This window comes from Streptomyces sp. AJS327 (genome assembly GCF_013450295.1).
Lineage (GTDB): Bacteria > Actinomycetota > Actinomycetes > Streptomycetales > Streptomycetaceae > Streptomyces.
In genome coordinates this window covers 283,499-301,348 of sequence record NZ_SKBR01000003.1, presented here as the reverse complement: position 1 = coordinate 301,348, position 17,850 = coordinate 283,499, and the positions used below count along the sequence as shown (strand labels likewise).

Here is a 17,850-nt window from a genome sequence, read left to right as displayed (position 1 = left end):
CTGAGCGCTGTTTCACGTGAAACGGCGCCAACCCTGTGAGGCTGGCCGATGGCTGTCGTACGTGATCTCCGGACCCTGCTGCGCTTCCCCGGCTTCCAGCGGCTCCTCACCGTCCGGCTGCTCTCCCAACTCGCGGACGGCGTCTACCAGGTGGCCCTCGCGACCTACGTGGTGTTCTCCCCGGAGAAGGAGACCTCCCCCGCCGCGATCGCCTCCGCCATGGCCGTCCTGCTGCTCCCGTACTCACTGCTCGGCCCCTTCGCCGGAGTGCTCCTCGACCGGTGGCGGCGACGCCAGGTGCTGCTCTTCGGCAACCTGCTGCGGGCACTACTCGCCCTGGGCACCGCCGCACTGGTGCTGGGCGCCGTTCCGGAGTGGCTGTTCTACCTCTCCGCGCTCTCCGTCACCGCCGTCAACCGGTTCATCCTCGCCGGGCTCTCCGCCTCGCTCCCGCGAGTGGTGGACGAGGAGCGGCTGGTCATCGCCAACTCCCTCTCGCCCACCGCCGGAACCCTGGCCGCCACCGCGGGCGGCGGGGTGGCGTTCGCGGTGCGGTTCATCGGCCCCTCCGGCGGACGGGCCGCCGACGCGGCGGTGGTGGCCACGGGCGCGGCGCTCTACCTCCTCGCGGGACTCTCGGCACTCCGGATGACCGCCGACCAACTCGGGCCGGACGCACGCCAGGTACAGCCCCGGGTGCTGGCGGCGGTCGCCAGCACCGCCCGCGGACTCCTCGCCGGACTCCGGCACCTCGGAGAGCGCCGCCCCGCGGCCCACTCGCTGGCCGCGATGTCGATGATGCGGTTCTGCTACGGCGCCCTGACCGTGCTGCTGCTGATGCTCTGCCGGTACGCCTGGTCGGACGGCGAGGACCCCGAGGGCGGGATCGGGCTGCTGGGGCTCGCCGTCACCATCTCCGGGTTCGGCTTCTTCGTCGCCGCCGTCATCACGCCCTGGATAGTGCAGCGGTTCGGCGCCTTCGGGTGGCTCACGCTGTGCGCGGCGGCGCCCGCGCTCCTGGAGCCCGCGCTGGCCCTGCCCTTCGCCGCGGCGCCGATGATGGTGGCCGCCTTCGTCCTGGGTTTGGTGACACAAGGCTCGAAGATCGCTACCGACACCACCGTGCAGACCACGGTGGACGACGCCTTCCGGGGCCGCGTCTTCGCCCTCTACGACATGCTGTTCAACGTGGCGTTCGTCGCCGCCGCCGGGGTCGCCGCGCTGATACTGCCTCCGGACGGCCGCTCGGTGCCCCTGGTGATCACCGTGGCGCTGCTGTACGCCGGGACCGCCCTGGCCCTTCTCGTCACGAGGCGTTCCCGCGCCGCCGTTTCACGTGAAACACCCGCTAACGAAGCGCCGGACACCGCCGCTCCGTAACCCGAAGCCCTCCCGGGCACCCACGTCGGGCACCCGGCAGGAAGAAACATCCCGGAGTGCTCCGCCCATCAGTCCCGCTCGCGCGCCGCCCACCACTGCCGGAGCGCCTCGACGGCGTCCTCTCGCTCCATCGGCCCGCGCTCCAGCCGGAGTTCCAGCAGGAACTGGTAGGCCGCGCCCACCACCGGGCCGGGCGGCACCTCCAGGACCTCCATGATGTCGTTGCCGTTCAGATCCGGGCGGATCGCGTCCAGCTCCTCCTGCTCCTTGAGCCGCGCGATCCGCTCCTCCAGCCCGTCGTAGGCGCGGGAGAGCGCGTTGGCCCGTCGCTTGTTCCGGGTGGTGCAGTCCGAGCGGGTCAGCTTGTGGAGCCGGTCCAGGACCGGACCGGCGTCCCGTACGTAGCGGCGCACGGCGGAGTCGGTCCACTCGCCGGTGCCGTACCCGTGGAAGCGCAGATGCAGCTCCACGAGTCGGCTCACGTCCTTCACCAGCTCCCCGGAATACTTGAGTGCCGTCATCCGCTTCTTGGTCATCTTCGCGCCCACCACCTCGTGGTGGTGAAAGGAGACCCGCCCGTCCTTCTCGAAGCGACGCGTCCGCGGCTTGCCGATGTCGTGCAGCAGCGCCGCCAGCCGCAGGGTCAGGTCCGGACCGCCCCCCGGTTCGCCCGCCGGGGCCTCCAGGTCCATCGCCTGCTCCAGCACCGTCAGCGTGTGCTCGTACACGTCCTTGTGCCGGTGGTGTTCGTCCCGCTCCAGCCGCAGGGCGGACAGCTCGGGCAGCACCCGCTCGGCGAGACCGGAGTCCACCAGCAGGCGCAGCCCCTTCCGCGGATGGGGCGACAGGATCAGCTTGTTCAGCTCGTCCCGCACCCGCTCCGCGGAGACGATGCTGATCCGGTCCGCCATCTCGCGCATCGCCCGGAAGACGTCCTCGACCACCGCGAAGTCCAACTGCGCGGCGAAGCGCGCCGCGCGCATCATCCGCAGCGGATCGTCCGAGAAGGACTCCTCCGGGGTGCCGGGGGTGCGCAGTTCCCGGCGGGCGAGATCCTCCAGCCCCCCGTGTGGGTCGATGAAGGTCTTGCCGGGCAGCGCCACGGCCATCGCGTTGACGGTGAAGTCCCGGCGGGCGAGATCGGCCTCGATCGAGTCGCCATAGGCCACCTCCGGCTTACGGGAGTCCCGATCGTAGGACTCCGCCCGGTACGTAGTGATTTCCAGGAGGAAGTCCTGCTCCGTCCCCTCCTCCCGTACCTGCTTCTTGCAGCCCACGGTGCCGAACGCGATCCCCACGTCCCACACCGCGTCCGCCCACGGCCGCACGAGCCGCAGCACCTGCTCCGGACGGGCGTCCGTGGTGAAGTCCAGGTCGTTGCCGAGCCGCCCCAGCAGCGCGTCCCGTACCGAACCACCGACCAACGCCAGCTGGAAACCGGCCGCCTCGAAGCGGCGGGCCAGCTCGTCGGCGACCGGGGAGACACGGAGCAGCTCACTCACTCCACGCCGTTGCGCGGCGCTGAGCTGCTCGTTGGCTGACTGCGTCTGCGGGCTGTCACTCTTGGCGTTCGGCACGACAGCAAAGGGTACGTTGCCACCCCGCACACTGGGTCCACGCCCGGTCACCACCGGAGCCCGGCCCCGCGGAGACGCGTGGGGCACGCCGCGGCACATCGGCCCTCGGCCCCTCGTTACCATCAGGGATCTGATACGGCGGACAGCCAGCCGCCGGACGCCCCTGCACCACGACACGACGACGGGACGGACGAACGCGTGCCCGAGGCGGCTGACACTCCGGCGGTTCCGGCCCCTCCCAGCCGAGGCGGCCCGGGAGAAGCCCACCCCGCGACGGCTGTCCCAGGCCGTCGACTACGACGGAGGCGGACCGCGCTCCGCACCGTCCTCCCGCTACTCGCCGCCGCCCTGACCGCCCTGCCCGCGACCAGCGCCTCCGCGCGGCCAGCCGCCACCACGGGCGGCACCACCAGCGCCAGCGCGAGCGGCGTCTCCCACGCCGTCAGCGCCGCCGCCACGGGAGCGGCACGGTCCGCGGCCCCGTCAGCCCCCTCCGCCGCGCCCACCGGCTCCCGCTCGGCGGACCTCTCGCTGAGCGACCTCGCTCCGACCGCACCGGAACCGGGCGACACCCTCACCATCTCCGGAACCGTCACCAACAAGAGCGCGGCGACGATCAGCGGCGGGCGGATCGGGCTGCGCGTCGGCCCACCGCTCACCACCCGCAGCGCGGTGGAACACGTCGCCAAGCGCCGGGACTTCGTCCCCGGAGTGGACGGCACGGAGATCAGCCGGAAGCACTCGGTGCGGGTCGCCGGGATGCGGCCGGGCATCTCCCGCACCTTCCGGCTGGAGGTGCCGGTCAGCGCGCTGAAGCTGGACCGGAACGGGGTGTACCAGCTCAGCGTCTCGCTGACCGGGAAGACCCGGGCCCGCCCCTACGACCAGGTGCTGGGCATCGAGCGGTCCTTCCTCCCCTGGCAGCGCGGCGCGGTCAAGAAGCGGGCCAAGCTCACCTATCTCTGGCCGCTGATCTCCGACTCCCACCTCACCGCGCGCACCGAGTCCGACGAGCAGCAGACCCCCGTCTTCCTCGACGACAGCCTGGCCCGGCAGATCGCCCCGGGCGGCCGGCTCCAGCAGCTCGTGACGCTCGGCCGTGAGCTGCCCGTCACCTGGGTCGTCGACCCCGACCTGCTGGCCGCCGTCGACATGATGACCAAGCCCTACCGAGTGCGGAAGAAGGGCGGTGGCACCACCGAGGGCACCGCACAGCAGCACGCCAAGGAGTGGCTGCGGGACCTCCAGCGGGCGGTGGCGCCGGAGCCCGGCGAGGGGTCCACGGCGAAGGGGGCCGCGCCCGAGGTCGTCGCGCTGCCCTTCGCCGACCCGGACCTGGCCTCCCTCGCGCACCGCGGGAAGGGCGTGCGGGACGCCCTCAGCAGCCTGGGCCCCGCCACCGAACTGGCGGCCAGGACCGTGGAGACGGTGCTGGAGACCGAGGCCAGTACGGACTTCGCCTGGCCGGTGGACGGCGCGGTGGACTCCTCGATCGTCGATGTCGCCACCTCCGCCGGGGCCCACCACGTCATCGCGCGCAGCGACAGCGTGCAGGACCGGGGCCTGCCCTACACTCCGAGCGCCCCCCGGCCGATCGGGGGCGGGAACACCGCCGTCGTGGCCGATGCCAACCTGTCCAAGGCGTTCGAGGGGGACATGTCCCGAGCCGGGCGGTCCACCAGCGCGATCCAGCGGTTCCTGGCACAGGCCCAGGTGATCGCCGCGCAGGATCCGTCGCAGCGGCGCAACCTCCTGGTCGCGCCGCAGCGTATGCCGACCGTCTCCCAGGCGCAGGCCATGGCGGTCGCCATCCGCACCCTGGACGAGAGTGGCCGCTGGACCTCCCACGCCAGCCTCGCCCAGACCGCGCGGGCCAAGCCCGACCCCCGGGCCAACCGGCGCGTTCCGTCCGCCCGGGCCTATCCCGCGGCGCTCCGCGCACGCGAACTGCCGACCCGGGCCTTCGAGGAGGTCCGCCGGACCCGCGCCACCCTGGACGACTTCAAGGTCATCCTCTCCCGGGACGACCGCGTGGTGACCCCCTTCGGCACCGCCATACACCGCACCATGTCCACCTCCTGGCGGGACTCGCCAGCCGCCGCCGCGGAGTACCGCGAATCCGTGCGGGACTACCTGCTCGGGCTGGTCCGGAAGGTCCGCCTGATCAAGAAGTCCGACATCACCCTCTCCGGGCGCAGCGCCACCATCCCCGTCACCGTGCAGAACAACCTGGTGCAACGGGTCGACGGGCTGGAGCTGCGACTCAGTTCCAGCCGCCGGATCGGTTTGGAGGTCGGCGAACCGCAGCCGGTGGTGGTGGACGGCGGGCACAGCCAGTCGGTGAAGTTCGAGACCACGGCGAAGGCCAACGGCCGCGCGACGGTGGTGGCGCAGCTCTACACCAAGGACGGGGAGCCTTACGGGCAGCCGATGGAGTTCAAGGTGAAGGTCACCTCGATCACCTCCACGGTGCTGCTCGTGATCTCCGGCGGAGTGCTGCTGGTGGTCCTCGCCGGAATCCGGATGTACACCCAGCGCAAGCGGCGCGGAGCGGCCCCCGACCCGGACGCCCCGCTGAACGCCGATAGCCCTGAGAACGCCGACACCTCTGACAGTCCCGAAGACGCGTCCGACTCCGCGGAGACCGACGACGCGAGCGCCCCCGGGAAGGGCGGAGGCGCCGAACCCGGCGACGGGGAGCGCGCGGCCGCGGACACCGGGGAACCGGCTACCCCCTCCGGACCGTCGACGTCCTCGGAACGCCCCGCTCCGCCGGCTGCCTCCGGCTCCGCGTCCGGTGACCGGGCGGCCGGTCCGGACTCCGGTGCGTCCGGACCTCCCCCCGCGCGACAGAGCGGTACGAACCCGGAGAACCCGCGGAACCCAGACCAGAACGCCTCCGAGGTGGCCCACCCCACCGACGAGGCCACGAACCCGTCCGGTACGACTGATACGTCCGGGGGCGGTGACGACACCGGCGGGGAAAGCGACACGCCCTCCGGCCCGGGTGAGAAGGTAGACCGTTGAGTCAGCTGGCCGAGCAGGGGCAGGGGTAGGTTGCGATGAACGCGCCGTACGACGGCGACCGGCGTCAGAGGCCCGAGGAGGGCCCGTACCAGCCGGACGACCCGTACCGGGGGGACGGCTACCCGGCCGATCCGTATCAGCCCCACACGCCCTCGCCCCAGTACCCCGGCCAGCCCGACCCCTACGGCCAGGTGCCCGGCTACCCGAACCAGCCGGGCCCCGGACCGGCGTCCCCGCAGCACCCGCCCGTGCCGGGAGCACCGGAGTACCTCGGGCCGTACCAGCAGCCCGGCCCCCACGGCCAGCCGGACCCCGCCGGTCAGCCCGACCCGTACGGTCCACGGTCCGACGACACCCAGTACCTCGGAACGGACGGGGCGCTCAGTTCGCCCCGGGGAACCGGACCCCGCCACACACCCAGCGGCCCGGCGGGTCAGGACGACGCGTTCGCGCACCTCTTCCGCGACCAGGGCCAGCCCGCGCAGCCTCCCGCGCCCGGGCCGTACCAGCCCCCGCCCGGACCCACCCACCCCACGGCGCATCCGGGACAGGCCCCCCAGTCCCCGCACGACCAGTGGGGATACTCGCCCTACCCCGGCCCCGCACAGACCCCCGGCCAGCAGCCACAGCAGGGCTACGCGGCGCCCCCCGGCCAGCCCTTCCCGGACCAGCCGCCGTACGGCCAGCCCGGTCAGCGGTACCCACGACAGCCCGGGCAGCCCGACGCGTACGCGGAACAGCCCGGCGGGCCCGGCCACCCGGGACACCCCGCGGCGTATCCGGGGCAGGCGCAGGGGCAGCCCGGCCACCCCGGACAGCAGTGGCCGACCGGCGCCGGGACCGGCCCGGTGCCCCCCGGAGGGCCGGTCGGCACCCCGCCGGTCCCGCCCCCCACGCCGCCGGGGCCGCCCGGACCGTCCGCGTCGGACGACGCCCGCGGGGAGCCGGAGGAGCCGCCGCCCTCCGCCTCGTCCGGCGGCGGCGGGCTGCTGAAGTCCAGCGCCATCATGGCGGCGGGCACCATGGTGTCCCGGCTCACCGGGTTCGTCCGATCCGCCATGATCGTCTCGGCGCTGGGCGCCGCGATGCTGGGCGACTCGTACACCACCGCCATCACCCTGCCGACGATGATCTACATCCTGACCGTCGGCGGCGGGCTCAACTCGGTCTTCGTGCCCCAACTGGTGCGGGCCATGAAGGAGGACGAGGACGGCGGTGAGGCCTACGCCAACCGCCTGCTGACGCTGGTCGCGGTGATCCTCGGAGTGCTGGCCCTGGCGGCGGTCTTCGCCGCGCCCGTCCTGCTGCCGATGATGTCGATGCCGCTGGCCAACAACGCCGCCGCCAGCGAAGTGACCATCACCTTCATCCGCTACTGCGTACCGTCGATCTTCTTCATGGGGATCCACGTGGTGATGGGCCAGATCCTCAACGCCCGCGGCCGGTTCGGCGCGATGATGTGGACGCCGGTCCTCAACAACATCGTCATCATCACCACCATCGGCCTCTTCCTCTGGGTGTACGGCACCTCCGGCGACTCCCGGATGACGGTCTCCTCCATCCCCCCGGAGGGTGTCCGGCTCCTCGGCGTCGGCACGCTACTCGGCCTCATCGTCCAGTCGCTGGCGATGATCCCCTACCTGCGCGCCACCGGCTTCCGGGTGCGGCCCCGGTTCGACTGGCGCGGCCACGGCCTCGGCAAGGCCGCGAAGCTCGCCAAGTGGACCATCCTCTTCGTCCTCGCCAACCAGGCCGGAGTGGTCGTCGTCACCCAGCTCTCGACCGCCTCCGGCGCGGCGGCGGCCGACGCGGGCTTCGCCGGTACCGGGTACACCGCCTACACCCAGGCCCAACTCATCTGGAACATGCCGCAGTCGATCATCACCGTCTCGGTGATGGCGGCGCTGCTCCCCCGCCTGGCCCGGGCCGCGCACGACGGGGACACCGGAGCCGTCCGCGACGACATCTCGCACGGTCTGCGGAACTCCGCGGTCGCGATCGTGCCGATCGCCTTCGGCCTGGTCGCCCTCGGCATCCCGATGTGTACCTTCATCTACGGCTCCTCCGGACTCGACCAGGCCCAGGCCATGGGCTACACCCTGATGGCCTTCGGCGTCGGGCTGATCCCCTTCTCCGTGCAGTACGTGGTGCTGCGAGCGTTCTACGCCTACGAGGACACCCGCACCCCGTTCTTCAACACGGTGATCGTCGCCGCCGTCAACGCGGCGGCCTCCGCCCTCTGTTACCTGATGCTGCCCGCCCGCTGGGCGGTCGTCGGCATGGCGGCCTCCTACGGCCTCGCCTACCTGATCGGCGTCGGCATCGCCTGGCGACGGCTCAGCCGGGACCTCGGCGGCGACCTCGACGGCCCCCGGGTGTTGCGCACCTACGTACGGCTGGCCGGGGCCAGCGTTCCGGCGGCCCTCGCCGCTGGCGCCGCCGCCTGGGGCATCACACAGGCGCTGGGCAGCGGATTCCTCGGCTCCTCGGCGGCGCTGATCGGCGGAGGGATCTCGTTGGCCGTGGTTTTCGTCCTAGCGGCGAAGCGCATGCGGATCGAGGAGATGACGGCGATGCTCGGCATGGTGCGCGCCCGTCTCGGACGCTAGGGCTTCCGGTTCGCGAGGCCCGTCGTCCGTGTGACGCACCCCTCGCACCACCTCGTACAACCCGGGGCCGCCACTGTGTGTCGTGCATAGCGGCGGTCTGTGGGCACAATTGTCTCAGCCTGTTTCACGGATGGCTGCAACGGATGGGGAGGCAGGAACGACAGTGGCGGAACGGAGCACAGCTGCTGTCGACGTGGCCGAGTCCGGCGATTCGGGCAGCGAACAGCTGACCGCGCCGGAGAACCCCGGGGGACGCGAAGCCCCGGGCGGGGCCACGACCGACGGTGGGACGGACGGGCGCGAGCGCAACGGCGAGCAGACGGCGGTGGGCGCCTCCTCCCCGGCTGAGCAGGCCGAAGAGCAGCCCACCACCGCCCATCCGGACCCCCCCGAGTCACCCCACACCCCCGGTACCGACCCGATCCCCCTCACCGGATCGGAGCAGCCCGCCGACAGCGGATCTACTCTCACCGACGGTGACACCGAGCCCACCCTCGGCGGCGAGACAGAGACCTCCCCGGCCCGAGGCTCCGAGGCCACCGGGGACGCGTCCCGACAGGGCAGCGTCTCCGCCCCCGCCGACAGCGACGAGTCGACGGACACGGAACCCGCCGAGTCCGTCGAAGCGACCGAGTCCGCCGAACTCACCGAGGAACAGCCGAAGAAGGACGCCGACGCGTCCACCGCACCCGGTGAGACCGCCCCCGGGTCGTCGCCCGCCGAGACCTCCGAGGCCACCACCTCCAGAACCGGCGAGGACACCACCCGCGACGCCGGACGCCCCGCTCGCGGCGAGACCACCGGACAGCAGGCCATCCCCGAACCGCCGGAGCTGCACAGCGGCCACAAGCTCAACCGCCGCTACCGCCTTGAGGAGTGCCTGACCCGGCTGGACGGCTTCAGCAGCTGGCGAGCGGTCGACGAGAAGCTGCGCCGGGCCGTCGGCATCCACCTGCTGTCCGCCAAACACCCCAGGGCACGCGGCGTGCTCTCCGCCGCTCGCTCCACCGCGCTCCTCGGCGATCCTCGCTTCGTGCAGGTTCTGGACGCCGTGGAGGAGAACGGCCTCGTCCAGATCGTCCACGAGTGGCTGCCCGACGCCACCCCGCTCAGCGAACTGCTCGCCGAGGGGCCGCTCCCCTCCCACGAGGCGTACCAGCTCGTCAGCCAGCTCTCCCAGGCGCTCTCCGCGGCACACCGCGAAGGGCTCGCCCACCTGCGCCTCAACCCCACCACCGTGCTGCGCACCGGCATGGGCCAGTACCGCGTTCGCGGCCTCGCGGTGAACGCCGCCCTGCGCGGGGTGACCAGCGAGGATCCGTCACGCGTCGACACCGAGGCGATCGGCGCGCTGCTCTACGCCGCGCTGACCACTCGCTGGCCGTACGACGAGGACGCCTACGGACTCCCCGGCGTCGGCACCCTCGCCAAGGGCACGCTGGTCGCGCCCGAGCAGGTCCGGGCCGGCGTCCACCGTGGGCTCTCCGACCTCGCCATGCGCGCGCTCATCAACGAGGGCGCCACCGCCTCCCGCCACGAACAGCCCTGCGCCACACCGGAGGAGCTGGCCAAGGCCGTCTCCGCGATCCCGCGCATCCGCCCGCCCGAGCCCGCCTACACCGCCCCGCCGCCCTACCACCGCACCACCTTCCAGCAGGGCGCCTACGGCCCCGGAGGGGCGCCGACCGCCCCACACGGCACCGCACCTCACCACGGTGGCGAACCAACGGCGCCCCCGACGCTCCCCGGACGTACCGGCCGCATCCTCAAGTGGGGCGTCTCCGCTCTGCTGATCGTCGCGCTCGGCCTGGGCAGCTGGCAGATCGCGGACGCGCTCCTCAAGGGCGACTCCCAGCCCGAGAAGCCGGGGCCGACCCAGGGCAAGGGAGAAGCGCCCAAGGGGAAGCCCGTCAAGATCGCTGGAGTGAAGGACTTCGACCCGGAGGGCTCCGACGGGGGAGAGAACCCCGAGGGCGTCGGCGACGCGATCGACGGCAAGTCCGACACCTACTGGCTCACCAGCAAGTACTACGGCCAGCCCAACTTCGGGAACCTCAAGTCGGGCGTCGGCCTGATCCTGGATCTCGGCAAGCTCCAGAAGGTCAGCGAGGTCAAGGTCACCTTCATGGGCCGGACCTCCGCCGATCTGCGGGCCGCCCCGGAGAGCGCCACCGGCATGCCGACTTCCCTGAGCGGATTCTCGAAGGTGACCAGCGGCTCCGGCGAACGCGTCTCCCTGAAGCCCAAGAAGCCGGTCAAAACCCAGTACGCGCTGGTGTGGCTCACCAAGCTCCCCCTCACGGAGAACGGCGACTACCGTGGGCGGATCACTCAGATAGAGGTCTCCAGCTGAACCAGATCAGGGGCAACGCCACGGGCCAACGCCCACGGCGGGCCGAGCGGACGGGAGGGGCGCGGTGAGCGAGGAGACGGCGCTCCCCGCACCGCATGGGCAGAGCCTGGTGGAGGCCACTGACCGCGAACTGCTCGCTCGCCATGTCAACGGCGAGCGTGACGCCTTCGGGGAGATCGTGCGCCGCCACCGGGATCGGCTCTGGGCGGTCGCCCTCCGCACCCTCAGCGACCGGGAAGAGGCCGCCGACGCCGTCCAGGACGCCCTGGTCTCCGCGTTCCGCTCCGCCCACACCTTCCGCGGCCAGTCAGCCGTCACCACCTGGCTGCACCGCATCACCGTCAACGCCTGCCTCGACCGGGCCCGGAAGGCAGCCACCCGCCGCACCTCCCTGACCGACGACACCGAGCGACTCGACCAGCTCCTGGAACCCCAGGAGTCGGCCGCCGCCCCCGCGGAACGGCAGGATCTCCACCGGCAGTTGATCGCCGCGCTCACGGAGTTGCCGGTGGACCAACGCGCAGCGCTCGTCCTGGTCGACATGCAGGGCTATCCGGTCGCCGAAGCGGCACAGGTACTCGGCACCGCCGTCGGCACGGTCAAGAGCAGGTGCGCCCGGGGCCGCGCACGGCTACTGCCGCTCCTCAGCCATCTCCGGCCGGAACGGAACGCCGCGGAGAAACCGGGGAGCACCGAGGGAAGGAACCGGATTCGAGGGACATCCGTCCCATCCGCGAGAGGCAACGCCGATGACATCGGGGAGTCGGGAGCAGTGAAGGGAGGGCCGCAGTCGTGACATCCACACCGTCCTCATCCGACGTACCTCCCGAGCCACCCTCCGGATCGGAGAGCCCAGAGGAATCGGCCGGACCTGCCAGCACCCCCACCTCTCAGCCGTCAGACGTCTCTCTCGGCGGGGACGTCCACCAGCACCCCGAGATCGACGAGATCTCCGACTACACGGAAGACCTGCTCCCCTCGCCCCGCTCCGAACAGGTGCGCGCGCACCTGGCCTGCTGCCAGCCGTGCGAGGAGACGCGCTCCGCTCTCACGGAGATCAGCCTCGCGCTGGGCGACCTACCCGAGCCGCCGCCGATGCCGTCCGATATCGCGGACCGGATCAACGTTGCCCTGGCCGCCGAACCAGCGCCTGGGGAGATCACCGACTCTCCGGTTTCACGTGAAACACCGGGCGTCACACAGCAGATCACCTCGGAGGGCCACACCCCGTCGTCCACCGCGGACGCGCCTTCGCTGTCCTCCGAACTCCCCGGCACGACCACCTCGGACGACTTCGCCGTTTCACGTGAAACAGCGCCCACGCCGGAAACCGACGCGCTCGCTCCACGGCGGAGTGCGGCTGACCGTCCGGCGGGACGCCCCCGGGGGAGCACTGGGCCGGGTCGTCCCACGCGTCGATCACGTCGCCGGTGGAGCGTCATCCTCACCTCGGCGGGCGCCCTGGCCCTGCTCGGGCTCGGGGGTGCGCTCATGGCGACGCTGAACTCCTCGCCGGTCCCCGAAGCCGCCTCAGACGCTCCGGACGCAGCGGCCGACGAGGTGAATCACGATGCCGCCCTGGAACGCGAGGTCCGGTCTCTGCTCTCGAACGGGTCAGGCCGGGAGGCCTCCCAGCCCTCCGAGGACATCGACACCCGGCAGAGCAGTCCCGCCGAGGACAATCACGAGGGATCCACCCGGCTCGCGGCCGCTCCGCAGTGCGTTCTGGACGGGGCCGGACGCTCGGACACCCCGCTCGCCTTCGAGCGAAACGCGTCACACGGAGACGACACCGGCTTCCTCCTGGTGCTGCCCCACCGCCCCTCCGGCGAGGGCCAGAAAGTGGACGACCGCCGCGTCGACGCGTACCTCATCTCGGCCTGCACCGACCCGGGAGCACCCGGCAAGCTTCTGGTGAAGCGCACCTTCGATCGCCGCTGATTCAGGATTTCCGCAGGACCATATACCCCCGGAGGGAATGTATGGCCCGTAGGATCCGTTAGACGGGGTGAACGCTTCGAGCAGCCCCCGGAATGCAGTCGGCAGAGAAGGAAGACTCCCGTGAGCGACGTCCGCAACGTCATCATCATCGGCTCGGGCCCCGCTGGCTACACCGCGGCGCTCTACACCGCCCGCGCCTCCCTCAAGCCGCTGGTCTTCGAGGGCTCCGTCACCGCGGGCGGTGCGCTCATGAACACCACCGAGGTGGAGAACTACCCGGGCTTCCAGGACGGCATCATGGGTCCGGACCTCATGGACAGCATGCGGTCCCAGGCGGAGCGCTTCGGCGCGGAGCTGGTGCCCGACGACGTGACCGCCGTCGACCTGTCCGGTGAGATCAAGACTGTCACCGACTCGGTGGGCACCGTTCACCGCGCAAAGACGATCATCGTCAGCACCGGATCGCAGCACCGCAAGCTGGAGCTTCCCAAGGAGGACGCCCTCTCCGGACGCGGCGTCTCCTACTGCGCCACCTGCGACGGCTTCTTCTTCCGGGACCAGGACATCGTCGTCGTCGGTGGTGGGGACACAGCGATGGAGGAGGCCACCTTCCTCTCCCGCTTCGCCAGCTCGGTCACCATCGTGCACCGCCGGGACAGCCTCCGGGCCTCCAAGGCGATGCAGGAGCGCGCCTTCGCCGACCCGAAGATCAAGTTCGCCTGGAACAGCGAGGTCGCCGAGATCCACGAGAAGGAGAACAAGCTCTCCGGGCTGACGCTACGCGACACCACCACCGGCGAGACCTCCGATCTCCTGGTGACCGGTCTCTTCGTCGCCATCGGCCACGACCCGCGCGTCGAACTCTTCGAGGGGATCCTGGACTTCGACGAGGAGGGCTACCTCAAGGTGGACTCGCCCTCGACCCGGACCAACATCCCCGGCGTCTTCGCCGCGGGCGATGTCGTGGACCACACCTACCGCCAGGCCATCACCGCCGCGGGTACGGGCTGCTCCGCCGCCCTCGACGCGGAGCGCTACCTCGCCTCCCTCGCCGGTGACTCCGAGAACGCCACCGCGGAGAAGCAGACCGCGGCTGTCTGACCGCGCCAGCACTACCCGCCCAGCAGAGACACCCCGCACACCCCATCGCTGACGATCCCAGCAAATCCAGGAAAGAGGAGAGACACCATGGCCGGTGCCACCGTGACCGCTACCGATGCCGACTTCGAGGAGGTCGTGCTCAACAGCGAGAAGCCCGTGCTCGTGGACTTCTGGGCCGCCTGGTGCGGCCCCTGCCGCCAGATCGCCCCGTCGCTGGAGGCGATCGCGGCCGAGCACAGCGAGCGACTGACCGTCGTCAAGCTCAACATCGACGAGAACCCGGCCGTCGCCGCCAAGTACGGGATCATGTCGATCCCCACGATGAACGTCTATCAGGGCGGCGAGGTCGTGAAGACCATCGTCGGCGCGAAGCCGAAGGCCGCCATCGAGAAGGACCTCGCCGAGTTCCTCTGAGCCATCACGACGCTCAGCGCTGCGTCACCTCAGCAAGAGCAGCCGGACCCCGCACCTCGCGGGCCGGCTGCTCTTTCGTTGTCCCGGTTCTCCCTCCGCACGGACCACGACGGGTGCGGCCAACCATCCGTTTCACGTGAAACCCACCTCGGTCCGCCCGGCCGCCACCGCAGACCGTGACACACACCGCCTCACAGGGGTCTCGGCACCGGATCCTTCTGCACCGCGCCCAGTAACTGATCCAGTGCCCGCTCCACGTCTTCCCGCCAAGAGACAGTGGACCGCAACTCCAGCCGCAGTCGCGGAAAGACGGGATGCGGACGCACCGTCTTGAAGCCCACCGCGAGCAAGTGATCGGCTGGCAGAACGCAGGCGGGCCGACGCCAGTCCGCGTCCCCGAACGCCTCCATCGCCCGGACGCCCCGTCGCAGCAGATCCTTCGCGACCGTCTGCACCATGACGCGGCCCAGCCCCTGGCCCTGGTACTCCGTCCGCAGCCGCGCCGTCATCAACTGCACCGCGTCCGGGGAGACCGGACTGGTGGGAAAGGCGGCGGAGCGCGGAACATAGGCGGGCGGTGCGTAGAGCACGAACCCCACGGGCTGATCGTCCACATAGACCACGCGCCCGCAGGAGCCCCACCGCAGCAGCACCGAGGAGAGCCAGGACTCCTTCTCCCGTGCGGACTGCCCCGCCCCGGCTGCCTCCTCGCCCCGGACCGGATCCAGCTCCCAGAAGGCACACTCCGCGCATGGGTCGGGGAGGTGCGGGAGGGTGTCCAAAGTGAGCGGAACGAGCTGTCGCCCCATGGCACCATCCTAGCCATGGGGCGACAGCTCGTCCGTGGGTTGACCGGCGCCCGGAAGCTTTCGCACAGACGCCGGACGGGCCCTACTCAGGCGGGCGACGGGCGCCCATATCCGACGCGGAATCCTCGTCCAGCAGCGTCTCCTGCTCCGCCGCCAGCTCCAGCTCCTCGCCGTCCTCGTCCGACTCCTGGGTCAGCTGCGTCTCCAGAACCCGGCCCTCTCCAGGGGCAAGCTGCCCGAGAATCCGCTCCAGGTCCTCCATGGAAGCGAACTCCACGACGATCTTTCCCTTCTTCCGCCCGAGGTCGACCTTCACCCGCGTCTCGAAGCGGTCCGAAAGCCTGCCGGAGAGGTGCTCCAAGGCGGGGGAGACCCGGGCCCCAGCCCGGGGTCCCTTGGCCTTCTTGGCCTTCGGCTTGGCGTCGAGCAGTGTCACGATCTCCTCGACCGCGCGCACGGACAGCCCCTCGGCGACGATCCGATGCGCCAGCCGGTCCTGCTCCTCACCATCCTCAACAGAGAGCAGCGCCCGGGCATGACCGGCCGACAACACCCCGGCCGCCACCCTCCGCTGGACCGAGGGGGAGAGCCGCAGCAGCCGTAGCGTGTTCGACACCTGGGGCCGGGAACGTCCGATGCGGTCCGCCAACTGGTCGTGCGTGCAGTTGAAGTCCTTGAGCAACTGGTCGTAGGCGGCGGCCTCTTCCAGCGGATTCAGCTGCGCGCGGTGGAGGTTCTCCAGCAGCGCGTCCAGCAGCAGCTCCTCGTCCTCGGTCTTCCGGACGATCGCGGGGATGCGCTCCAGGCCAGCTTCACGACAGGCACGCCAGCGCCGTTCCCCCATGATGAGTTCATAACGGCCCGGCCCCAACTGCCGTAGGACGATGGGCTGGAGAAGACCCACCTCCTTGATCGAGGTCACCAGTTCGCTGAGCGCGTCCTCATCGAACACCTCACGCGGCTGCCGGGGGTTGGGCGTGATGGCGTCCAGCGGCACCTCGGCGAAGTGCGCCTGCGACACCGCCGACACTCCGGTGTCCTCTGGCGCCTGCTCCAGGGGCGCCTCGACGTCTGCCGTTTCACGTGGAACCGGGTCCTGCGGCAACGCGGTCACCTTGGCCGCCGCGACACCCCGCCCCTCCCGCCCCTGCGTGAGCACCGGCACCGCCGTCGGCGTTCCCGCACTCTCTCCGGAGCCAGCAGCGTCCGGCTCGTCGGCTCCCTTGGGGGCCGCCGGGATCAACGCCCCGAGTCCGCGTCCCAACCCCCTGCGTCGATCACTCACTGAGCCCCTCCACACCGCTGCCAAGCTGCTGCTGTTGCTGGTCCTGTCGCGCGTTCGGGTCCCGGAGCGCGATCTCCCGGGCGGCCTCCAGATACGACAGCGAGCCGCTGGAGCCCGGATCGTAGGTGAGCACCGTCTGCCCGTAGCTGGGGGCCTCGGAGATTCGGACCGAACGGGGAATGTTGGTCCGCAGCACCTCCTTGCCGAAGTGGCCCCGCACCTCTTCTGCCACCTGGGAAGCCAGGCGGGTCCGGCCGTCGTACATGGTGAGGATGATGGTCGACACGTGCAGGGCGGGGTTCAGATGCCCCTTCACCAGGTCGACGTTCCGCAACAGCTGTCCGAGGCCCTCCAGCGCGTAGTACTCGCACTGAATGGGAATGGCCACTTCGGCCCCGGCCACCAAGGCGTTGACCGTCAACAACCCCAGCGACGGAGGGCAGTCGATCAGGATGTAGTCCAGTGGCTGCTCGTACGCCTGAAGTGCCCGCTGAAGGCGGCTCTCCCGAGCGACCAGTGAGACCAACTCAATCTCCGCGCCCGCGAGATCGATGGTGGCGGGCGCGCAGAAGAGCCCCTCCACATCAGGCACCGGCTGGACGACCTCAGCTAGCGGCTTGCTCTCCACCAGCACGTCATAGATGGAGGGCACCTCGGAATGGTGGTCAACACCGAGGGCGGTGGACGCGTTGCCCTGCGGGTCCAGGTCCACCACCAGGACGCGGGCCCCGTGCAAAGCGAGGGACGCCGCCAGGTTGACCGTGGTGGTGGTCTTGCCCACACCACCCTTCTGGTTGGCGACGACCATCACCCGGGTCCGCTCCGGCCGGGGCAGACCCTCCCCAGCACGGTTCATCGCCTCGACGGCCTGCTGGGCAGCGCGGCCGATCGGCGTATCGTCCATCGGAGGTGGAGTTTCACGTGAAACCTCCACCGGTTCTGAACGGGGGCCGGGGACCGGATCGGCCATCGGTCCCGCAGTATGGGCGTCGGACCGCAACGGTTCACTCTCCTCGACATCAGGCTCTCTAGGGGAAGAGCCTGCCATGTCGGGAGCCCCGCGAACCAGCGAGCCCCACTCTGTTGTGGATGAATCCCGCCCGGTACCGGGCGACTTGCTCTCCGCGGGCCGCGCAGCGGCACGTCCACGGGGTCCGGTGGCGGCTCGACCTCGACTGATGATTCCTTGCAGCAGTGAGCGGCGTTTCACGTGAAACACGATGCACGTACCGCCGAGGGCTTCCCCCGCGACACTCCGTCGGGACCTCGCCAACAACGTCCCTGGAGTAGCCACGGGGTCGATCGGCTGCCCCCCTGGCCTCTCCGGTGGCGACACCTCGCTGGCTCTCCGAAC

Annotated in this window: 12 protein-coding genes; 8 read left to right on the top strand and 4 right to left on the bottom strand. The window is 70.9% G+C overall.

Going from position 1 to position 17,850, the window contains the following annotated elements:
* Positions 1-48: 48 nt before the first annotated feature.
* Complete coding sequence (locus E0L36_RS18660) at positions 49-1,380, top strand: MFS transporter (protein ID WP_180930269.1); 1,332 nt, start codon at positions 49-51, stop codon at positions 1,378-1,380.
* Positions 1,381-1,448: 68 nt separating this feature from the next.
* On the opposite strand, the gene E0L36_RS18655 is transcribed toward E0L36_RS18660, so the two are convergent.
* On the bottom strand, positions 1,449-2,957 hold the full coding sequence (locus E0L36_RS18655; RefSeq protein ID WP_219636986.1) for a CCA tRNA nucleotidyltransferase: 1,509 nt from the start codon (positions 2,955-2,957) through the stop codon (positions 1,449-1,451).
* 198 nt (positions 2,958-3,155) lie between these two features.
* Between E0L36_RS18655 and E0L36_RS18650 the strand changes: the two genes are divergently transcribed.
* The 7 genes from E0L36_RS18650 to trxA all read left to right on the top strand — a co-directional run bounded on the left by E0L36_RS18650 (position 3,156) and on the right by trxA (position 14,402).
* On the top strand, positions 3,156-5,984 hold the full coding sequence (locus E0L36_RS18650) for a DUF6049 family protein (RefSeq protein WP_180930268.1): 2,829 nt from the start codon (positions 3,156-3,158) through the stop codon (positions 5,982-5,984).
* Positions 5,985-6,019: 35 nt separating this feature from the next.
* Positions 6,020-8,593 (top strand): murein biosynthesis integral membrane protein MurJ, encoded by a 2,574-nt coding sequence (gene murJ / locus E0L36_RS18645; RefSeq protein ID WP_180930267.1) that lies wholly within the window; start codon positions 6,020-6,022, stop codon positions 8,591-8,593.
* A gap of 325 nt (positions 8,594-8,918) precedes the next feature.
* Entirely contained in the window at positions 8,919-10,946 is a 2,028-nt protein-coding gene (locus tag E0L36_RS18640) for a hypothetical protein (RefSeq protein ID WP_374705572.1), read from the top strand.
* A gap of 64 nt (positions 10,947-11,010) precedes the next feature.
* The gene (sigM, locus tag E0L36_RS18635) at positions 11,011-11,742 is read left to right on the top strand and encodes an RNA polymerase sigma factor SigM (protein WP_308416831.1); all 732 of its coding nucleotides are present in this window, start codon (positions 11,011-11,013) and stop codon (positions 11,740-11,742) included.
* Complete coding sequence (locus tag E0L36_RS18630) at positions 11,739-12,887, top strand: anti-sigma factor (RefSeq protein ID WP_180930265.1); 1,149 nt, start codon at positions 11,739-11,741, stop codon at positions 12,885-12,887. Before sigM ends, E0L36_RS18630 begins: the two co-directional genes overlap by 4 nt.
* Before the next feature lie 120 nt (positions 12,888-13,007).
* Positions 13,008-13,988: a thioredoxin-disulfide reductase gene (gene trxB / locus E0L36_RS18625; RefSeq protein WP_180930264.1), complete on the top strand. Its 981-nt coding sequence runs from the start codon at positions 13,008-13,010 to the stop codon at positions 13,986-13,988.
* An 87-nt stretch (positions 13,989-14,075) separates the two neighbouring features.
* Positions 14,076-14,402 carry a thioredoxin gene (trxA, locus tag E0L36_RS18620; RefSeq protein WP_180930263.1) on the top strand — a complete coding sequence of 109 codons (327 nt, stop codon included), beginning with the start codon at positions 14,076-14,078 and terminating at the stop codon, positions 14,400-14,402.
* Positions 14,403-14,593: 191 nt separating this feature from the next.
* Here trxA and E0L36_RS18615 read toward each other — a convergent pair whose 3' ends face one another.
* The 3 genes from E0L36_RS18615 to E0L36_RS18605 form a co-directional block, all read right to left on the bottom strand.
* Positions 14,594-15,211 carry a GNAT family N-acetyltransferase gene (locus E0L36_RS18615; protein ID WP_180930262.1) on the bottom strand — a complete coding sequence of 206 codons (618 nt, stop codon included), beginning with the start codon at positions 15,209-15,211 and terminating at the stop codon, positions 14,594-14,596.
* Positions 15,212-15,293: 82 nt separating this feature from the next.
* Positions 15,294-16,496: a ParB/RepB/Spo0J family partition protein gene (locus E0L36_RS18610; protein WP_180930261.1), complete on the bottom strand. Its 1,203-nt coding sequence runs from the start codon at positions 16,494-16,496 to the stop codon at positions 15,294-15,296.
* The gene (locus E0L36_RS18605; protein WP_308416830.1) at positions 16,489-17,544 is read right to left on the bottom strand and encodes a ParA family protein; all 1,056 of its coding nucleotides are present in this window, start codon (positions 17,542-17,544) and stop codon (positions 16,489-16,491) included. Before E0L36_RS18605 ends, E0L36_RS18610 begins: the two co-directional genes overlap by 8 nt.
* Positions 17,545-17,850: the final 306 nt, after the last annotated feature.